This is a genomic window from Flavobacterium sp. LAR06 (assembly GCF_041946075.1).
Lineage (GTDB): Bacteria > Bacteroidota > Bacteroidia > Flavobacteriales > Flavobacteriaceae > Flavobacterium.
Map to the genome: position 1 here is coordinate 1 of NZ_JAUTYT010000025.1, position 17,869 is coordinate 17,869.

Annotated in this window: 14 protein-coding genes; 11 read left to right on the forward strand and 3 right to left on the reverse strand. The window is 34.6% G+C overall.

Annotated elements, in window-relative coordinates; translation table 11 throughout:
• Positions 1 to 119: 119 nt before the first annotated feature.
• On the reverse strand, positions 120 to 944 hold the full coding sequence (locus Q7C23_RS22530) for a universal stress protein (RefSeq protein WP_375034614.1): 825 nt from the start codon (positions 942 to 944) through the stop codon (positions 120 to 122).
• Positions 945 to 1,121: 177 nt separating this feature from the next.
• On the opposite strand from Q7C23_RS22530, the gene rimP reads away from it, so the two are divergent.
• The 4 genes from rimP (at position 1,122) to Q7C23_RS22550 (ending at position 6,439) form a co-directional block, all read left to right on the forward strand.
• Positions 1,122 to 1,586 carry a ribosome assembly cofactor RimP gene (gene rimP, locus Q7C23_RS22535; protein ID WP_026983725.1) on the forward strand — a complete coding sequence of 155 codons (465 nt, stop codon included), beginning with the start codon at positions 1,122 to 1,124 and terminating at the stop codon, positions 1,584 to 1,586.
• 13 nt (positions 1,587 to 1,599) lie between these two features.
• Positions 1,600 to 2,853, forward strand: coding sequence for a transcription termination factor NusA (gene nusA / locus Q7C23_RS22540; RefSeq protein ID WP_375034615.1), 1,254 nt, complete (start codon positions 1,600 to 1,602; stop codon positions 2,851 to 2,853).
• Between the two features lie 48 nt (positions 2,854 to 2,901).
• Complete coding sequence (gene infB, locus Q7C23_RS22545) at positions 2,902 to 5,784, forward strand: translation initiation factor IF-2 (protein WP_375034616.1); 2,883 nt, start codon at positions 2,902 to 2,904, stop codon at positions 5,782 to 5,784.
• A 145-nt stretch (positions 5,785 to 5,929) separates the two neighbouring features.
• Entirely contained in the window at positions 5,930 to 6,439 is a 510-nt protein-coding gene (locus tag Q7C23_RS22550) for a DUF4920 domain-containing protein (protein WP_375034617.1), read from the forward strand.
• 144 nt (positions 6,440 to 6,583) lie between these two features.
• Here the strand turns inward: Q7C23_RS22550 and Q7C23_RS22555 are convergent, their stop codons facing one another.
• Complete coding sequence (locus Q7C23_RS22555; protein ID WP_375034618.1) at positions 6,584 to 7,390, reverse strand: helix-turn-helix domain-containing protein; 807 nt, start codon at positions 7,388 to 7,390, stop codon at positions 6,584 to 6,586.
• A 98-nt stretch (positions 7,391 to 7,488) separates the two neighbouring features.
• On the opposite strand from Q7C23_RS22555, the gene Q7C23_RS22560 reads away from it, so the two are divergent.
• Entirely contained in the window at positions 7,489 to 8,697 is a 1,209-nt protein-coding gene (locus tag Q7C23_RS22560) for an MFS transporter (RefSeq protein ID WP_375034619.1), read from the forward strand.
• A gap of 73 nt (positions 8,698 to 8,770) precedes the next feature.
• On the opposite strand, the gene Q7C23_RS22565 is transcribed toward Q7C23_RS22560, so the two are convergent.
• Positions 8,771 to 9,160, reverse strand: coding sequence for an SPOR domain-containing protein (locus Q7C23_RS22565; protein ID WP_375034620.1), 390 nt, complete (start codon positions 9,158 to 9,160; stop codon positions 8,771 to 8,773).
• A 219-nt stretch (positions 9,161 to 9,379) separates the two neighbouring features.
• On the opposite strand from Q7C23_RS22565, the gene Q7C23_RS22570 reads away from it, so the two are divergent.
• From Q7C23_RS22570 to Q7C23_RS22595, 6 genes are read left to right on the forward strand one after another with little or no spacing between them, the layout of a single operon-like run.
• On the forward strand, positions 9,380 to 10,708 hold the full coding sequence (locus Q7C23_RS22570) for a cytochrome c3 family protein (protein WP_375034621.1): 1,329 nt from the start codon (positions 9,380 to 9,382) through the stop codon (positions 10,706 to 10,708).
• Between the two features lie 32 nt (positions 10,709 to 10,740).
• On the forward strand, positions 10,741 to 13,794 hold the full coding sequence (locus Q7C23_RS22575) for a TAT-variant-translocated molybdopterin oxidoreductase (RefSeq protein WP_375034622.1): 3,054 nt from the start codon (positions 10,741 to 10,743) through the stop codon (positions 13,792 to 13,794).
• Positions 13,795 to 13,827: 33 nt separating this feature from the next.
• The gene (gene nrfD / locus Q7C23_RS22580) at positions 13,828 to 15,228 is read left to right on the forward strand and encodes an NrfD/PsrC family molybdoenzyme membrane anchor subunit (RefSeq protein ID WP_026983716.1); all 1,401 of its coding nucleotides are present in this window, start codon (positions 13,828 to 13,830) and stop codon (positions 15,226 to 15,228) included.
• Complete coding sequence (locus tag Q7C23_RS22585) at positions 15,221 to 15,745, forward strand: DUF3341 domain-containing protein (RefSeq protein ID WP_025572651.1); 525 nt, start codon at positions 15,221 to 15,223, stop codon at positions 15,743 to 15,745. The genes nrfD and Q7C23_RS22585 overlap by 8 nt, the downstream gene beginning before the upstream one ends.
• An 8-nt stretch (positions 15,746 to 15,753) precedes the next feature.
• The gene (locus tag Q7C23_RS22590; protein ID WP_375034623.1) at positions 15,754 to 16,299 is read left to right on the forward strand and encodes a c-type cytochrome; all 546 of its coding nucleotides are present in this window, start codon (positions 15,754 to 15,756) and stop codon (positions 16,297 to 16,299) included.
• A gap of 27 nt (positions 16,300 to 16,326) precedes the next feature.
• The gene (locus tag Q7C23_RS22595; RefSeq protein WP_375034624.1) at positions 16,327 to 17,853 is read left to right on the forward strand and encodes a quinol:cytochrome C oxidoreductase; all 1,527 of its coding nucleotides are present in this window, start codon (positions 16,327 to 16,329) and stop codon (positions 17,851 to 17,853) included.
• Positions 17,854 to 17,869: the final 16 nt, after the last annotated feature.

Here is a 17,869-nt window from a genome sequence, read left to right on the forward strand (position 1 = left end):
ACTGTTTTTGGTGCAGTCTTTCTAGGTTCGAGTCCTAGTAGACCAACATAAAAGCCTCTCAATTGAGAGGCTTTTTTATGCAATAAATTTATGTGAATTTTAAGTCGTAAAAATCTGATTTAGATTTTTAAGGTGATAACAGGTCTAACTGCATGGTTTACTAATCCTTCGCTAATGCTACCGTTGAAAAAATGTGCAAAGCCGGTTCTTCCATGGGTGCACATTCCAATAATGTCTGCATTTATGCTATTGGCAAAATTGATAATTCCTTTCTCAATGTTGGTATCGTTGTAAATGTGAGTTGTATAGTTGGTGATATTGAATTCGGTTACGAAATTTTTCATTGCTTTTTCAATAACATGTGTTGGTTTGAAGCTGTTTGGTGTGCAGATTGTAACCAAATGTATTTTTGATTCAAAGAATTTAGTAAAGTTTAGTAATTTTTCGAATGGTTTTTTTGTTTCTTCGGAAAAATCAGAGGCAAAAACAATGTTGGTTACTTTGAAATCGGAAATATCTTTTTTGATAACTAAAACAGGTATTTCAGAGTTTCGAACGACTTTTTCAGTGTTAGAGCCAATTAATAGTTCTTCAACGCCAGATGAGCCGTGTGATCCCATGATAATTAAATCAATGTCATAGTCTTTGCTTACTTGTGTGATTCCGTGAATAGGTTTGTCTATTTTTACAATTTCGGTCACCGGAATTCCGTCCAGATAAGGTCTTGAAGAGATGTTGTCAAGCATTTCGTTTGCTTTTTTCATAAAAAGCATTGTTTCGGGAATACTTGCGCCACCCAATATAGCGTCATTCATTTGGTGTGGTAATTCAAGCATGTGTAAAACGATAATTTCAGAATCGTTTTTTTGGGCAATTTGTGCAGCAACTTTTAGGGCGTCTTCTGCATGTTCTGAAAAGTCAGTAGGGACTAAAATTCGTTTCATAATTTTTTGAGGTTAAATTATTTGAATAATCCGTGATTTTAATGCTTCTATAAAGATAAGAAATATTTTTAGAGCAATCAATTTATTTTGATTTATAAAAAAAACACTATATTTGCACCGTTATTTATTAAAATCTAAATAATGAGGGGACTAAGTGTCCCCTCTTTTTATAAAATTATGACATTTAAAGAAAAAGTAAACGGATTAATCGCAGAAGCTCTTCTGGAAAAGCCTTCAATCTTTTTGATTGATTTATCTATTTCAGATTCTTTCAAAATTAGTGTTGGTTTAGACGGAGATAATGGAGTGGCGCTGCAGGATTGTATTGATGTTAGTCGTGCAATCGAGAATAATCTGGATCGTGAAGAGCAGGATTTTTCGCTGGAAGTAGCATCGGTTGGAGTAGGATCACCTTTGAAAATGACAAGGCAATACAAGAAAAATATTGGTAGAACGTTGATTGTTACTACAAATACTGAAAAAATTGAAGCAGAATTAGTAGAAGCTAACGATGTTTTTATAATTTTGTCTTGGAAAGCAAGAGAACCGAAAAAAGTAGGAAAAGGAAAAGAAACAGTTCAAAAAGAGCAACAAATACCTTATACAGAAATTAAAGAGGCAATTGTTACAGTAACATTTTAATTAAAGAATTCGCATGGAAAATTTAGCATTAATCGATTCATTCTCAGAGTTTAAAGATAATAAACTTATTGATCGTGTAACGCTTATGGCAATTTTAGAGGACGTGTTTAGAAATGCATTAAAGAAAAAATACGGTTCTGATGATAACTTCGACATCATTATAAATCCTGATAAAGGGGATATGGAGATTTGGAGAAGAAGAGTAATCGTTGCTGACGAAGATCTTGATTTTGAAAACGAAGAAATTACCTTGACTGAAGCAAGAATGATCGAAGCGGATTTTGAAATTGGTGAGGAAGTTTCTGAAGAGGTTAAATTGATTGACTTAGGAAGAAGAGCTATTTTGGCTTTGCGTCAAAACTTAATATCTAAAATTCACGAACACGATAATACAAATCTTTACAAGCAATTTAAAGATATTATCGGTGATATTTATACTGCTGAAGTGCACCACGTACGTCCTAGAGTGGTTATCTTAGTTGATGATGAAGGAAACGAAATTGTGCTTCCGAAAGAAAAACAAATTCCATCTGACTTTTTCCGTAAAGGAGATAATGTTCGTGGAATCATTGAAAGTGTTGAATTAAAAGGAAACAAACCTCAAATTATTATGTCTAGAACTTCTGAGAAGTTTTTAGAGAAATTGTTTGAACAGGAAATTCCTGAAGTATTTGACGGTTTGATTACAGTTAAAAATGTAGTTCGTATTCCAGGTGAAAAAGCAAAAGTAGCGGTAGATTCTTATGATGACAGAATTGACCCTGTTGGAGCTTGCGTTGGTATGAAAGGATCTCGTATTCACGGGATTGTTCGTGAATTAGGAAACGAAAATATTGACGTTATCAATTATACAAGCAATATTCAATTGTTTATTACAAGAGCATTAAGCCCTGCTAAAGTTTCTTCTATCAAAATTGACGAAGTAAACAAAAGAGCTGAAGTTTTCTTGAAGTTAGAAGAAGTTTCTAAAGCAATTGGTAGAGGAGGTCATAATATTAAATTAGCGGGTCAGTTAACAGGTTACGAATTAGATGTTATTCGTGAGGGAGATGTTGCAGGAGCAACAGCTGATGAAGACGATGTTGAATTAACAGAGTTTTCAGATGAAATCGAAGGCTGGGTAATTGAAGAATTTGCTAAAATAGGTTTAGATACTGCAAAAAGTATTCTTAAACAAGAAGTAGAAGACTTAGTAAGAAGAACGGATTTAGAAGAGGAAACTATTCTTGACGTTATGAAAATACTAAAAGAAGAGTTTGATAACTAATTATCTGCTCTAACAACACAACGAAAAAGGTAATAATAAAAAGGTTATATGTCTGAAGAGAGAGTAATAAGAATAAACAAGGTTTTAAGGGAATTAAATATTTCGTTAGAAAGAGCTGTTGATTATCTAAAAGATAAGGGAATTGCTATTGATGCAAATCCGAATGCGAAAATTTCTGATAGCGAATTTAATATCCTACAAAGCCAATTTGCGGGCGATAAGGGGAATAAGGAAGCTTCTAAAGAAGTAGGAGAAGAGAAAAGAAAAGAAAAAGAAGCTTTACGTGTTGAACGTGAGAAAGAAATTGAGGACAAACGCAGACAAGACGAAGAGCGCCAAAAACAGCAAGAAGTTATAAAAGCGAGAGCTGTTGTAACCGGACCTGTTCAGGTTGGTAAAATTGATTTAAATCCAAAAAAACCTGCAATTGTTTCTGCTCCTGTTGAGGAACCTGCGAAAGTAGAAGAACCGAAAGCAGTTGCGACTCCAGCTCAACCAGAAAAACCTGTTCAAAAAGAAATTGTACAGCCTGAGCCAGTTGTTGCTCCTGTCGTTTCTGAAGAGAAAAAGGTAGAAAAACCTATTATTACAGAGAAGAAAGAAGTAAAAGTGGAAGCTCCAAAAGTAGTAGCGCAAGAGCCTGTTGTCTCAACAGATCCGGCAACTGCAGAAGAGACTATCACTACTCAATATCAAAAATTATCAGGAACTACTCTTACTGGGCAAACGATTGATTTATCTCAATTCAATAAGCCTAAGAAAAAGAAAGAAGATCCGAAGATAGTACCTAATAAACCTGGAGCTCCAGGAGCTGGTAATAACGCGAACAAAAATAAGCGTAAAAGAATTGCTCCGAAACCAGGTACTCCGGGTGCGCCAAAACCTGCTACAGGTAATGCGCCGGGAACACCAAATCCTAATAAAATTACACCAAATACTGGTGGTGGAGGTTTTAATGCTAACAGAAGTGCAAGACCTGGTTTTGTAAAAGGAAACCGTCCTGCTATTGTGGCTAAAGTTGAGCCTACTGAAGAGGAAGTAAAAAACCAAATTAGAGAGACTCTTGAAAAACTTCAGGGTAAAGGTGGTAAATCTAAAGCTGCTAAATACAGACGAGATAAAAGAGATACACACCGTCAGAAATCTGATGAGGAGCAAAGAGCGATTGACGAAGGAAGTAAAACTATTAAAGTTACAGAATTCGTTACAGTTGGTGAAATTGCAATCATGATGGATGTGCCGATTACTAAAGTGATTGGAACTTGTATGTCGCTTGGAATCATGGTTACCATGAACCAGCGTTTAGATGCTGAAACTTTAACTATTGTGGCTGATGAGTTTGGTTACGAAGTTGAGTTCATCACAGTTGATATTGAAGATGCTATTGAGGTAGTTGAAGATAAAGAAGAAGATTTAGTGGTTAGGGCACCAATTGTTACTGTAATGGGGCACGTCGATCACGGTAAAACATCTTTACTGGATTATATTCGTAAAGAAAATGTTATTGCTGGTGAGTCTGGAGGTATTACACAACACATTGGAGCTTACGGAGTAACTTTAGATAACGGTCAAAAAATCGCATTCTTAGATACACCGGGTCACGAGGCGTTTACCGCGATGCGTGCACGTGGAGCTCAGGTTACCGATATCGCTATTATTGTTGTTGCTGCGGATGATGATATCATGCCACAAACAAAAGAGGCTATCTCTCACGCACAAGCTGCAGGAGTGCCAATTATATTTGCAATCAATAAAATTGATAAACCAAATGCGAATGTTGAGAAAATCAAAGAACGTTTGGCTAGTATGAATTTACTTGTTGAAGATTGGGGTGGAAAAATTCAGTCACATGATATTTCTGCAAAAGTTGGAACAGGAGTAAAAGAATTATTAGAAAAAGTTTTATTAGAAGCAGAGATTTTAGATTTAAAATCGAATCCAAATAAAGCGGCTCAGGGAACTGTAGTTGAGGCTTTCTTAGATAAAGGAAAAGGATATGTTTCTACAATTTTAGTTCAACACGGAACTTTAAAAGTTGGAGATTATATGTTAGCAGGTAAGCATCATGGTAAAATTAAAGCTATGCATGACGAACGTGGACATATCGTTAAAGAAGCAGGTCCGTCGACTCCAGTATCTGTATTAGGTTTAGATGGTGCTGCAACTGCAGGTGATAAGTTCAATGTATTTGAAGATGAAAAAGAAGCAAAACAAATTGCATCTAAACGTTCTCAATTAATGCGTGAACAATCTGTACGTACACAACGTCATATTACACTTGACGAAATTGGTCGTCGTATCGCTCTTGGTCAGTTTAAAGAACTTAACGTAATCCTTAAAGGAGATGTTGATGGATCTGTTGAAGCATTATCAGATTCGTTTTCTAAACTTTCTACTGAAGAAGTTCAAATTAATATTATCCATAAAGGTGTTGGTGCAATTACGGAGACTGACGTTATGTTGGCTTCTGCTTCTGATGCAATCATTATCGGATTTAACGTTCGTCCTGCTGGAAATGCGAGACAACTTGCTGATAAAGAAGAAATCGATATCCGTTACTATTCTATCATCTACGCTGCTATCGATGACTTGAAAGATGCGATGGAAGGAATGTTAGCTCCTGAGATGAAAGAAGAAATTTTAGGAACTGCTGAAATTCGTGAGATTTTCAAAATTTCTAAAGTGGGATCAATTGCAGGATGTATGGTAATGGATGGTAAAATCATGAGAACTTCTAAAATTAGAGTTATTAGAGAAGGAGTAGTGGTGCATACAGGAGAACTTGTAGCATTGAAACGTTTCAAAGATGATGTTAAAGAAGTTTCTAAAGGTTACGATTGTGGTATCCAGATTAAAGGCTACAACGACATCGAAGAAAGAGATGTTATTGAAGCATACCATGAAGTAGCAATCAAAAAGAAATTGAAATAATATTCAATAATTATATTTTAAAGCCTCAATGAAAATTGAGGCTTTTTTTGTAAAAGGATTTTATAATATTTATTTTTTGAGGAATTGGTTTGTAGTTAAAAATTATAGTTTACTTTTAATGTTATTTTTGATAAAATTATTTGATATGAAAACATTTTTATATTCAGTTATTATTTTTATAAGCTTTTCAGCAATTTCTTTTTCGCAGGAAGCTGTTGAAAAGGCGTCTCCTCCGTCAGGAAATGCTTTAGTTGGAGATTATTATGGAGCTGCTGTTTCTAAAGCTGCGGAAAGTAAAGCGATCTCGGTAGAAAAATTAGAAGCTAAATTGCAAAATGAAAAAAAGATAGAAAATGTTACCGTTAAGGGTGAAGTAACAGATGTTTGTGAAAAAAGAGGCTGCTGGTTGACTGTGAAAACGGATAATGGTTCTTCTTTTTTTGTAAAAATGAAGGATTATGCTTTTTTTGTTCCGACGTCCTTAAAAGGTAAAAATGTTGTTTTAGAAGGTAATGCTGAGAAAAAAATCACATCCGTTGATGATCTTAAACACTATGCTAAAGATGCTAAAAAATCACAAGCTGAGATCAATGCTATTACTTCGCCAAAAGAAGAGATACGTTTTTTAGCTGATGGAATTAAGGTTGTAGATTGATTTTAGATTTTCTGAAGTTGAAAAATTATAGAAACGGAAAAAACAGTATGCAACTAAAGAATAATTAAAGCCTCATTTAAAAATGAGGCTTTTTTATTTTGAATGTAATTCTGATTTTGTCCGATATTTGATTTTTAAATGGGATTAGAAAACTTCATTCATTTTATTTTCCAGAATATAGTTTGAAGGTGTTTTTCCCAAATTTTTTTTGAACATAAAAATAAAGGCGCTGGTAGTTTCATAGCCTAAATCTAAAGCTATTTCTTTAATTGATTGTTTTTCGCCTAGTCTTTTTATGGCTTCTAAAAGTTTTAACCTTATGCGCCAATCACTAAAATTCATGCCTAATTCTTTAATAAATAACCGGGATAGGGTTCTGGTGCTCATAAACGACAAATTGGCATAATAATCTATGGTGTATTTACTAGCTGTGTCATTTATTAAAAGTGAAATGATATTTTGAAGTTTTGCATGATTACTTGTAGGCAGAAAAGTAGAACTGGGTTTAATTAAGGCTAGCTCATCTATAAATACATCCATAATTCTCTTTTGAGAAAGTGTTGGATTTTCTTCATTTTCAAATGAGATAATTTTAAACATTAATTGTTTTAAGAATACAGAAATATCAAAAGAGAAACTACTTGCTGGGAGTTTTTCTGCAAAGCAAGGGTCTATAAAAACACTATATAATTTTACATTCTTCTGAAAAGACACCTGGTGTTCGATTCCACCGGGAATCCATAAGCCCTGCAATGGATTAACTACCCAAATCTGATTTTTTACAACTACATTCATGACCCCGCTTGTTGCATAAAGAAGTTGTGCTCTCGGATGCGAATGAGATGCACAAATAGCGTCTGTGATTTTTTCAGTATAACCTAAAACGGATAATGATGGATTTATCTGAAAGCCATAGTCCACAACAAGATATGTCTGATAATCGTTATTCATTGTCCAAATGTAGTGATTATGACAGTGTAATTAATTAGCATCTTTGTTAAAAATAAATTACCATTATTTATTACCGTTCAAAATATAAATAACGCCTTATGACAAATGTTAAGACGCAGCCCGAAGTGGTTCAGAAAACAATTTATTCCATTCTTTTTATTATTAGTTTTTCTCACTTTATAAATGATTTATTGCAAGCTGTAATACCTTCTGTTTATCCATTATTTAAAGAAAAATTTAATTTAACTTTTACACAAATTGGACTGATAACTTTTACTTATCAACTTACTGCTTCAATTTTGCAGCCGTTTGTCGGAATGTATACGGATAAAAAATCTAAACCCTATTCATTAGTTGTTGGAATGACTTTTACTCTAGTGGGATTGTTTTTTGTTTCTATTGCAGCTAGTTTTTCCTATTTATTGATTGCAGTGAGTTTGATTGGAATTGGATCTTCTGTCTTTCATCCTGAATCTTCAAGAGTGGCTCATTTAGCTTCAGGTGGAAAAAAAGGATTGGCACAATCTATTTTTCAATTAGGAGGTAATGCAGGAAGTGCCGTTGGGCCTTTATTGGCAGCCTTAATTATTATACCCAATGGACAATCCTATATTGTTTGGTTTTGTGCTGTAGCTTTGATAGGGATTTTTGCCTTATATAGAATTGCTATTTGGTACACTGATCATTTGGAAGTAAAACGCAAAAATAAAACGACATCACAAGAAGTTATTACTCATCAGCTTTCTAAAAGAAGAGTTTGGTTGTCACTGGTTATTTTATTGGTTTTAATTTTTTCTAAATATTTTTATATGGCCAGTATTACAAGCTATTATACTTTTTTCTTAATAGATAAATTTCATTTGTCTATTCAGCAATCACAAATTTATTTGTTTGTATTTTTAGGATCAGTTGCTGCAGGAACACTTATGGGTGGTCTTATAGGCGATAAATTTGGTAGAAAATATGTAATATGGATTTCTATTTTAGGAGTAGCGCCCTTTACATTGATGTTGCCTTATGTTTCATTATTTTGGATTGGGATTTTGTCTGTGTTAATTGGATTGATACTTTCTTCTGCTTTCTCTGCAATTTTGGTATATGCAACGGAATTACTGCCTGGTAAAGTTGGTTTGGTGGCCGGTCTGTTTTTTGGATTTGCTTTTGGAATGGGAGGTCTGGGATCTGCAGTTTTAGGTAAACTTGCTGATTTGACGAGTATTGAATATGTTTTTAGAATTTGCGCCTTTTTACCATTGATTGGTGTAATTGCAGGTTTTTTGCCTAATATTGAAAGTAAGAAAGTTTAATAGATTTAGATGTAATAACAAAAAAGCAACTCAATTGAGTTGCTTTTTTGTTATTGTCGTATATCAGTTATAGTTATTTGCTGGGTTTGATCAGAAACACAAGTTTGTATCTCTTTTTAATTTCGACTAAATTTCGTTCTGCTTCGATTCTGGTCTTAAAATTTCCGACAATTACTTTATAGTTCGGTGTGTTAAAAATAATAGTGCTGTCGACGTTACTATTTTCTCTTTTAAAATCGGATAAGGTTTTTTTAGCTTCATCGCTTTTGCCACTAAAAATCTGGATTTTATAAGTATCGTTTGTGCTTATTGACGTGTTAATTTTGCGTTTGTCGTTCAGTAACTGCTCAAATTTAGGATCCTGATTTACTGTTAAATTTTGGTCTTGAGCATTAATGTTATAGGCTAATGTTAACATTGTTAATGTTAAGAAAACTCTTTTTGAAGGGGTTAAAATTCTCATAATGTGATGGTTTTTATGCAAAAATAGTATTTAAAGTTTGTATGGAAAATTTTAATATTATTTAGAATTGATATAAATTGATATTTAAGACTATTTTAAGGTTTTGAGAATAGTTCATAAGTCGTATTTTTGTGCAAGTTTTAAAAGAGGGTATTCGTTTTTTATTGTTTTACTACAGTAAAAATCATACCAAAAATTAGTAGATAATTATTATACTATATGAAAAAGGTGGGTAACCATAATTCGATCTCAAGAAAATTGCTGCTTAGCTTATCGCTAACGCTGATTTTCTCCCTAACTTCATTTGCTCAAGATGCTGCTGCTCCGGCGGCGCCTGAAGCTGCTGCTCCGGCTGCAACTGCAGGTGGTGATCCAGTAAAAGGGAAGGAACTTTTTAATGCAAATTGCGCTGCATGTCACAAATTAGATGCTAAATCAACAGGTCCTGCTTTAAGAGGTGTTGCTTCTAAGCATGATATGGCTTGGATTTACAAGTGGGTGCATAACAGTTCTGACATGATTAAGTCAGGTGATGCTGTTGCTGTTAAACTTTTTGAAGAAAACAACAAGTCTGTAATGACTTCTTTTCCTCAATTATCTGAAGGTGATATTGATAATATTATTGCTTATACTTCTGAAGTAAAAGCTGAGCCAGCTCCTGGTACGTCTGGAACTGTCCCTCCTGGTGAAAAAGTTGAAGGCGGTGGAATTTCTAATAATATTATTTTAGGCGCTCTTGCTCTTGTGATGGCTATTTTAGTTGTCATGTTAGTAATGGTTAATAAAGTATTGACGAAAGTTGCTAGCAAAAATGGCATTGAGATTCCTTCTAGAGAAGCTAGAACTCCAATTTGGAAAGCTTTTGCTAGAAATCAATTTTTGGTATTGGTTACTTCTATATTCTTATTATTGGCGAGTGGTTATTTTGTGTACGCTTATTTGATGCAAGTTGGTGTTGATCAAAATTATGAGCCAATTCAGCCAATTCACTATTCTCATAAAATTCACGCAGGAGATAATGAGATCAATTGTAAATATTGTCACTCTGCTGCTCGTGTAAGTAAAAATGCTGGTATTCCATCATTAAATGTTTGTATGAACTGTCATAAAAATATTTCTGAGGTTGCTGAGACTACTGCTACCCCTGAGTACAGCAAAGCATTCTACGATGCTCAAATTCAAAAATTATATGATGCTGTTGGATGGGATAAGACTAAACAAGCTTATACTGGAAAAACACAGCCTGTTAAATGGGTTCGTATTCATAATTTACCTGATTTCGTGTACTTCAATCACTCTCAACACGTAAATGTTGCTGGAGTTGAATGTCAAACATGTCACGGTCCGGTGCAGGAATTTGAAATCATGAAGCAATACTCTAAATTAACAATGGGATGGTGTGTTGATTGCCATAGAAAAACTGATGTTAAGATGGAAGGAAATGCATACTATGATAAAATTCATGCTGAACTTTCTAAAAAATACGGTGTAGAGAAATTGACTGCAGCGCAAATGGGAGGTTTAGAATGCGGTAAATGCCACTATTAATCGAATTATTAAGATTTTAATATTTATATACAATGTCATCAAACAAAAAATACTGGAAAAGTGTTGAAGAACTAGAGAATAGTTCTATTGTTGAGGCGCTTAGAAATAACGAATTCGTTGAAGAGATTCCTACAGAAGAATTCTTAGGGAATGCAGATGCTTTAGCTCAATCTGGGACTTCACGTCGTGACTTTTTAAAGTACGTAGGGTTTAGTACTGCAGCTGTTACACTTGCTGCTTGCGAAGGTCCTGTTCACAAGTCTATCCCTTATGTTTTACAACCGGAACAAATCATTCCTGGTGTTGCAGATTATTACGCAACTACTGTTTTTGATGGTTTTGATTTTGCTAACTTATTAGTGAAAACTCGTGAGGGTCGTCCAATTAAAATTGATAACAATACTATTTCTGGAGCTAAATTTTCAGCCAATGCTAGAATTCATGCATCTATCTTATCATTATATGATAGCATGCGTTTGAAAGAGCCTAAATTGGAAGGGAAAAATAGTAGCTGGTCTGCTGTTGATTTAAAAATTAAATCAAGTCTTGCTGATGCAAAAGCAAAAGGTGGGCAAGTGGTATTGTTGACAAATACTTTAGCGAGTCCATCTACTGAAAAGTTAATAGGTGAATTTATCGCTAAAAACCCTAATGCAAAACATGTTGTTTATGATGCAGTTTCTTCATCTGACGCATTAGATGCATTTGAAACAGTTTACGGTGAAAGAGCTTTAGTTGATTATGATTTTTCGAAAGCTTCTTTAATTGTTTCTGTTGGTGCTGATTTCTTGGGAGACTGGCAAGGTGGTGGATACGATGCAGGATATGCAAAAGGACGTATTCCTCAAAACGGAAAAATGTCTCGTCACTTTCAGTTCGAATCAAATATGACATTATCTGGAGCTGCTGCTGATAAGCGTGTTCCAATGACTATTGCTGATCAAAAACAAGCTTTAGTTCAAATATATAATATAGTTGCAGGTGCTAGTGTTGCTGTTACTTTAGATGGTAATTTTAAAGCAGAAGTTGTTAAAGCTGCCCAACAGTTAAGAGCTGCTGGTTCTAAAGGAGTTTTAGTATCTGGAATTGAAGATAAAAATGCACAATTATTAGTTTTAGCTATCAATCAGGTATTGGCTAGTGAAGCTTTTAATACTGCTGGTACAAGACAAATTAGAAAAGGTTCTAATGCGGTTGTATCTCAATTAATAAAAGATATGAATGCTGGTAGTGTTCATACTTTAATCATGAGTGGTATTAATCCTGTTTACACATTGGCTGATTCAGCTTCTTTTGTTTCTGGATTGAAAAAAGTAAAAACTTCAGTTGCTTTTTCTTTAAAAGAAGATGAAACTGCATCGATTACTACAATTGCTGCTCCTGCTCCTCATTACTTAGAATCATGGGGTGATGTTGTACTTACAAAAGGAACTTATAGTTTGACTCAACCAACTATTCGTCCTATATTCAATACGAAACAATTTCAAGACGTTTTATTATCATTAAACGGTGTTCCTGGAAACTTCTACGATTATCTTAAAGCTAATTCAGCTGCGATTATTGCAGGTTCTTCTTGGAATAAAGTTTTACATGATGGTGTTTTTCTAATTGGTTCTACTGCTTTAGCTGCTGGTTCTTTTGATTACACTGCTGCTGCAAGTGCAGTGTCTAAATCAAGATCAGCCGGAAATTTCGAATTAGTATTATATACTAAAACGGGTATGGGTGATGGACAACAAGCAAACAATCCTTGGTTGCAAGAGTTTCCAGATCCTATCACAAGAGTTTCTTGGGATAACTATGTAACTGTTTCTAATGCTGATGCTAAGAAACTTGGATTAACAAATGAAATTGTTGCTAACGGTGGTTTGAATGGTAGTTATGCTACAATTACTACTGCTGATGGAGCTAAGTTGGAAAACGTACCCGTAATTGTTCAGCCTGGACAAGCTGTAGGTACAGTTGGTTTAGCTGTAGGTTACGGTCGTAAAGCGGCTTTAAAAGATGAAATGCAGGTAGGTTTAAATGCCTATGCTTTATATAAAAACTTCAATAGTGTTCAATCTGTATCTATTGCGAAAGCAAATGGAGTTCACGAGTTTGCTTGTGTTCAGGGACAGAAAACATTAATGGGTAGAGGAGATATTATTAAAGAAACTACTCTTGAGATTTTTAATACTAAAGATGCTGAACATTGGAATGAAAAACCAATGGTATCTTTAGATCACCAGGAAGTTGAGGCTACAACTGTCGATTTATGGGAATCATTTGATCGTACTACCGGGCATCACTTTAATCTTTCAATTGACTTAAATGCTTGTACTGGTTGTGGTGCATGTGTTATTGCTTGTCATGCTGAGAATAACGTTCCGGTTGTTGGTAAAGCAGAGGTAAGAAGAAGTCGTGATATGCACTGGTTGCGTATTGACAGATATTATTCTTCTGAAAGTACTTTTGAAGGTGATAATGAAAGAAAAGAAAATATTGCTGGTTTATCTAGTTCATTATCTACATTTAATGAAATGGAAAAAGCTGGGGATAATCCACAAGTTTCATTCCAGCCAGTTATGTGTCAGCACTGTAATCACGCACCATGTGAGACAGTATGCCCTGTAGCTGCTACATCTCACGGTCGTGAAGGTCAAAACCACATGGCATATAACAGATGTGTTGGTACTCGTTATTGTGCGAACAACTGTCCATATAAAGTACGTCGTTTCAACTGGTTCTTGTACAACAAAAACACAGAATTCGATTACCATATGAATGACGATTTAGGACGCATGGTGTTAAACCCAGACGTAAACGTTCGTTCTCGTGGAGTTATGGAAAAATGTTCTATGTGTATTCAAATGACACAAGCAACTAAGTTAAAAGCTAAAAATGAAGGTCGCCCAGTTGCTGATGGTGAATTCCAAACAGCTTGTTCTAATGCTTGTTCTTCTGGAGCAATGATATTTGGTGATGTTAATGATGCTGAAAGCAAAGTAGCTAAATTAGCAGCTGATGAAAGATCATATCACTTGTTAGAGCATGTAGGAACAAAACCTAATGTGGTTTACCATGTTAAAGTTAGAAATACTTAGTAAAATTATTAATTAGAAACAATATAAAGGATTATGTCGTCTCACTACGAAGCACCCATTAGAAAACCTTTAGTTATAGGTGATAAATCTTATCACGATGTAACAGTAGATGTAGCTGCACCTGTTGAGGGGCCTGCAAACAAACAATGGTGGATTGTATTTTCAATCGCATTAATAGCCTTCCTTTGGGGGTTAGGTTGTATCATTTACACCGTATCTACCGGTATCGGAACTTGGGGATTAAATAAAACAGTTGGTTGGGCTTGGGATATCACGAACTTCGTTTGGTGGGTTGGTATTGGTCACGCTGGAACATTAATTTCTGCGGTATTATTACTTTTCCGTCAACGTTGGAGAATGGCTATTAACCGTTCTGCAGAAGCAATGACTATCTTCTCAGTAGTTCAAGCAGGTCTATTTCCAATTATTCACATGGGACGTCCATGGTTAGCGTACTGGGTTTTACCTATTCCAAATCAATTTGGATCTTTATGGGTAAACTTTAACTCACCATTGCTTTGGGATGTGTTCGCAATTTCAACGTATCTTTCAGTATCATTAGTTTTCTGGTGGACTGGTTTATTACCTGACTTTGCAATGCTACGTGATAGAGCGGTAACACCTTTTACAAAAAGAGTTTATTCGATCCTAAGTTTCGGATGGAGTGGTAGAGCTAAAGATTGGCAGCGTTTTGAAGAAGTATCTCTAGTATTAGCTGGTTTGGCTACTCCTCTTGTACTTTCTGTACACACTATTGTATCGATGGACTTTGCTACTTCAGTAATTCCAGGATGGCATACTACAATTTTCCCTCCATACTTCGTTGCTGGAGCGGTATTCTCAGGGTTTGCAATGGTAAATACATTGTTGATCGTTATGAGAAAAGTTTCTAATCTTGAAGCATACATTACATTACAACATATCGAATTAATGAATATCATTATTATGATTACTGGTTCTATTGTTGGTGTAGCTTATATTACTGAGTTGTTTGTAGCTTGGTATTCAGGAGTAGAGTATGAGCAATATGCTTTCTTAAACAGAGCTACCGGACCTTACTGGTGGGCATATTGGTCAATGATGACTTGTAATGTTTTTTCACCACAATTTATGTGGTTCAAAAAATTAAGAACTAGTATCATGTTCTCTTTTATTATTTCGATTGTGGTAAATATCGGAATGTGGTTTGAAAGATTCGTAATTATTGTTACTTCTTTACATAGAGATTACCTTCCATCTTCTTGGACAATGTTCTCACCAACATTTGTTGATATTGGAATTTTCATCGGAACAATTGGTTTCTTCTTTGTATTGTTTTTATTATACTCTAGAACATTCCCTGTAATTGCTCAGGCAGAGGTTAAAACAATTTTGAAAGGAACAGGAGATAATTACATTAGAGAAAGAGCAAATAAAGATTCACATCATGAGTAATAAAGTAATATACGCCATTTATAATGACGATGATATTTTGATGGATGCAGTAAAGAAAACCAGAGCTGCTCATCATCATATTGAAGAGGTTTTTACTCCATTCCCAGTTCACGGATTGGATAAAGCTATGGGTTTAGCACCAACAAGATTAGCAATTTGTGCTTTTTTATATGGATGTGTTGGTATTTCTGTTGCAACAACAATGATGAGTTATATCATGATTCATGACTGGCCACAGGATATTGGTGGAAAACCAAGTTTTAGTTTCATTCAGAATATGCCATCTTTTGTGCCAATTATGTTTGAGATGACTGTGTTTTTCGCTGCCCACTTAATGGTAATCACTTTTTACATGAGAAGTAGATTATGGCCATTTAAGCAAGCTGAGAATCCTGATGTAAGAACAACAGATGACCATTTCTTAATGGAAGTTGCTGTAAACGATAACGAAGCAGAACTTGTTTCTTTTTTCGAAGGTACAGGAGCTGTTGAAGTTAAAGTAATTGAAAAGAATTAATTGTAGCTATGAAAAGGATATATAAAATAACACTTTTAGTTGGTATAACTATTTTAGTTTCATCTTGCCACAATAATTCGGCACCAAACTATCAGTACTTCCCTAATATGTATGAATCTGTAGGTTATGAGACTTACTCAGAAGCAAAGATATTTAAAGGAGGAAAAGAAGGACAGCTTCCTGTAGAAGGAACTATCAATAGAGGTTTTGAACCTTATGAGTATGAAAATTCAACTGCTGGTTATGAATTGGCTAAAGCTAATTTAAAATCACCTTTAAGTGAAGCGGATAGAAATTCAGAAAAAGGAAAAGAACTTTTTGAAATTTACTGTATTAGTTGTCATGGTGCAACTGGAAACGGTAAAGGTAAATTGGTTGAAAGAGAAAAATTTCTTGGAGTACCTAGCTATAAAGACAGAGTTATTACTGAAGGAAGTATCTTTCACGTTGAAACTTATGGTTTAAATGCAATGGGTTCACATGCAAATCAATTAAGTGCCCACGAACGTTGGTTAGTTGCTGACTATGTTCTAAAACTAAAAAGCCAATTATAATTGTTGAACAAACTGATCGTAATAGATATGTATACATTTTCAAGTAAATTAAAAACTTTTTCTATCATCCTAATGGCCCTTGGTATATTAGGAATTGGATATGGTTTTTTAACTGCTCCTAAAAATATCGAAGAGGTAGAAACTCTTCTGGCTAAAGAAGCATCAGAGCACGGTGGAGGACATGGTGAAGCCGCTGCGGCACATCATGAAGAAAAAGCTGAAGCAACGCAACACGCAGAAACAGTTGAAGCAGTTCATCATGAAGAAGCTAAAGATGCAAATGTTGAAGAGGCTGTGAGTAAAGATTCAGTTGTTGCTAATGAAGATACTACTCATGTAGTAAAAGCTGAGGAAGCACACGAAACTGAAGCTGCAGTTGCACATGATGTAAAAGCGGATAAACACGCTGAAGCTTCTCATGGACATGATCCTAAAGCGCATGCAGAACACGTTTTACACCAATTGCAAAACAAACCTTGGTCTGCTTTGTATGTTGCGAGTATTTTCTTCTTGCTACTTTCTATGGGAGTTTTAGCATTTTATGCTATTCAACAAGTAGCTCAGGCAGGTTGGTCTCCAGTATTGTTTAGAGTTATGCAAGGAATTACGGCTTATTTGCCAGTGGCTTCTGTAATTTTCTTTATTATTTTAGTTTTATGCGGATTACACTTTAATCACATATTTGTATGGTTAGGTGAAGGTGTTACAGATCCGAAAAGCCCTAATTACGATGCAATCATTGCTGGTAAAGCAGGTTATCTAAACTTTCCTTTCTGGATCGTTAGAGCGGGAATCTTTTTATTAGGATGGAACTTATACCGTCATTATTCAAGAAAAAATTGTTTAGCTCAAGATGAAGCTAATGATGATTTAAATTATAAAAAGAACTTTAAGTTATCTGCTGGATTCTTAGTATTCTTTATCGTATCTGAGTCTATTATGTCTTGGGATTGGATAATGTCATTTGATCCACACTGGTTCAGTACATTATTTGGATGGTATGTTTTTGCTTCTTTCTTTGTAAGTGGTATTACTACTATTGCATTAGTTACAATATACTTAAAATCTAAAGGATATTTAGAATATGTAAATACAAGCCACATTCACGATTTAGCTAAATTTATGTTTGGTATTAGTGTTTTCTGGACTTATTTATGGTTCTCTCAATTCATGTTGATCTGGTATGCTAACATTCCGGAAGAGGTTACTTACTTCGTAACTAGAATTCAATTATACAATTTACCATTCTTTGGTGCTGTAGTTATGAACTTTGTGTTCCCATTATTAATATTAATCAATACTGACTTTAAACGTCTTAGCTGGGTTATTGTAATGGCTGGTACTGTTATTTTATTAGGGCATTATGTTGATTTCTTTAATATGATTATGCCTGGTACAGTAGGAGATAGATGGTTTATTGGTGTTCCTGAAATTGCATCTATTCTTTTCTTCTTAGGTTTATTTATTTTTGTTGTATTTACTGCATTAACGAAAGCACCTCTGTTAGCAAAAAGAAATCCTTTCATTGAAGAAAGTAAACATTTTCATTATTAATATTTAAAGAAGTAAA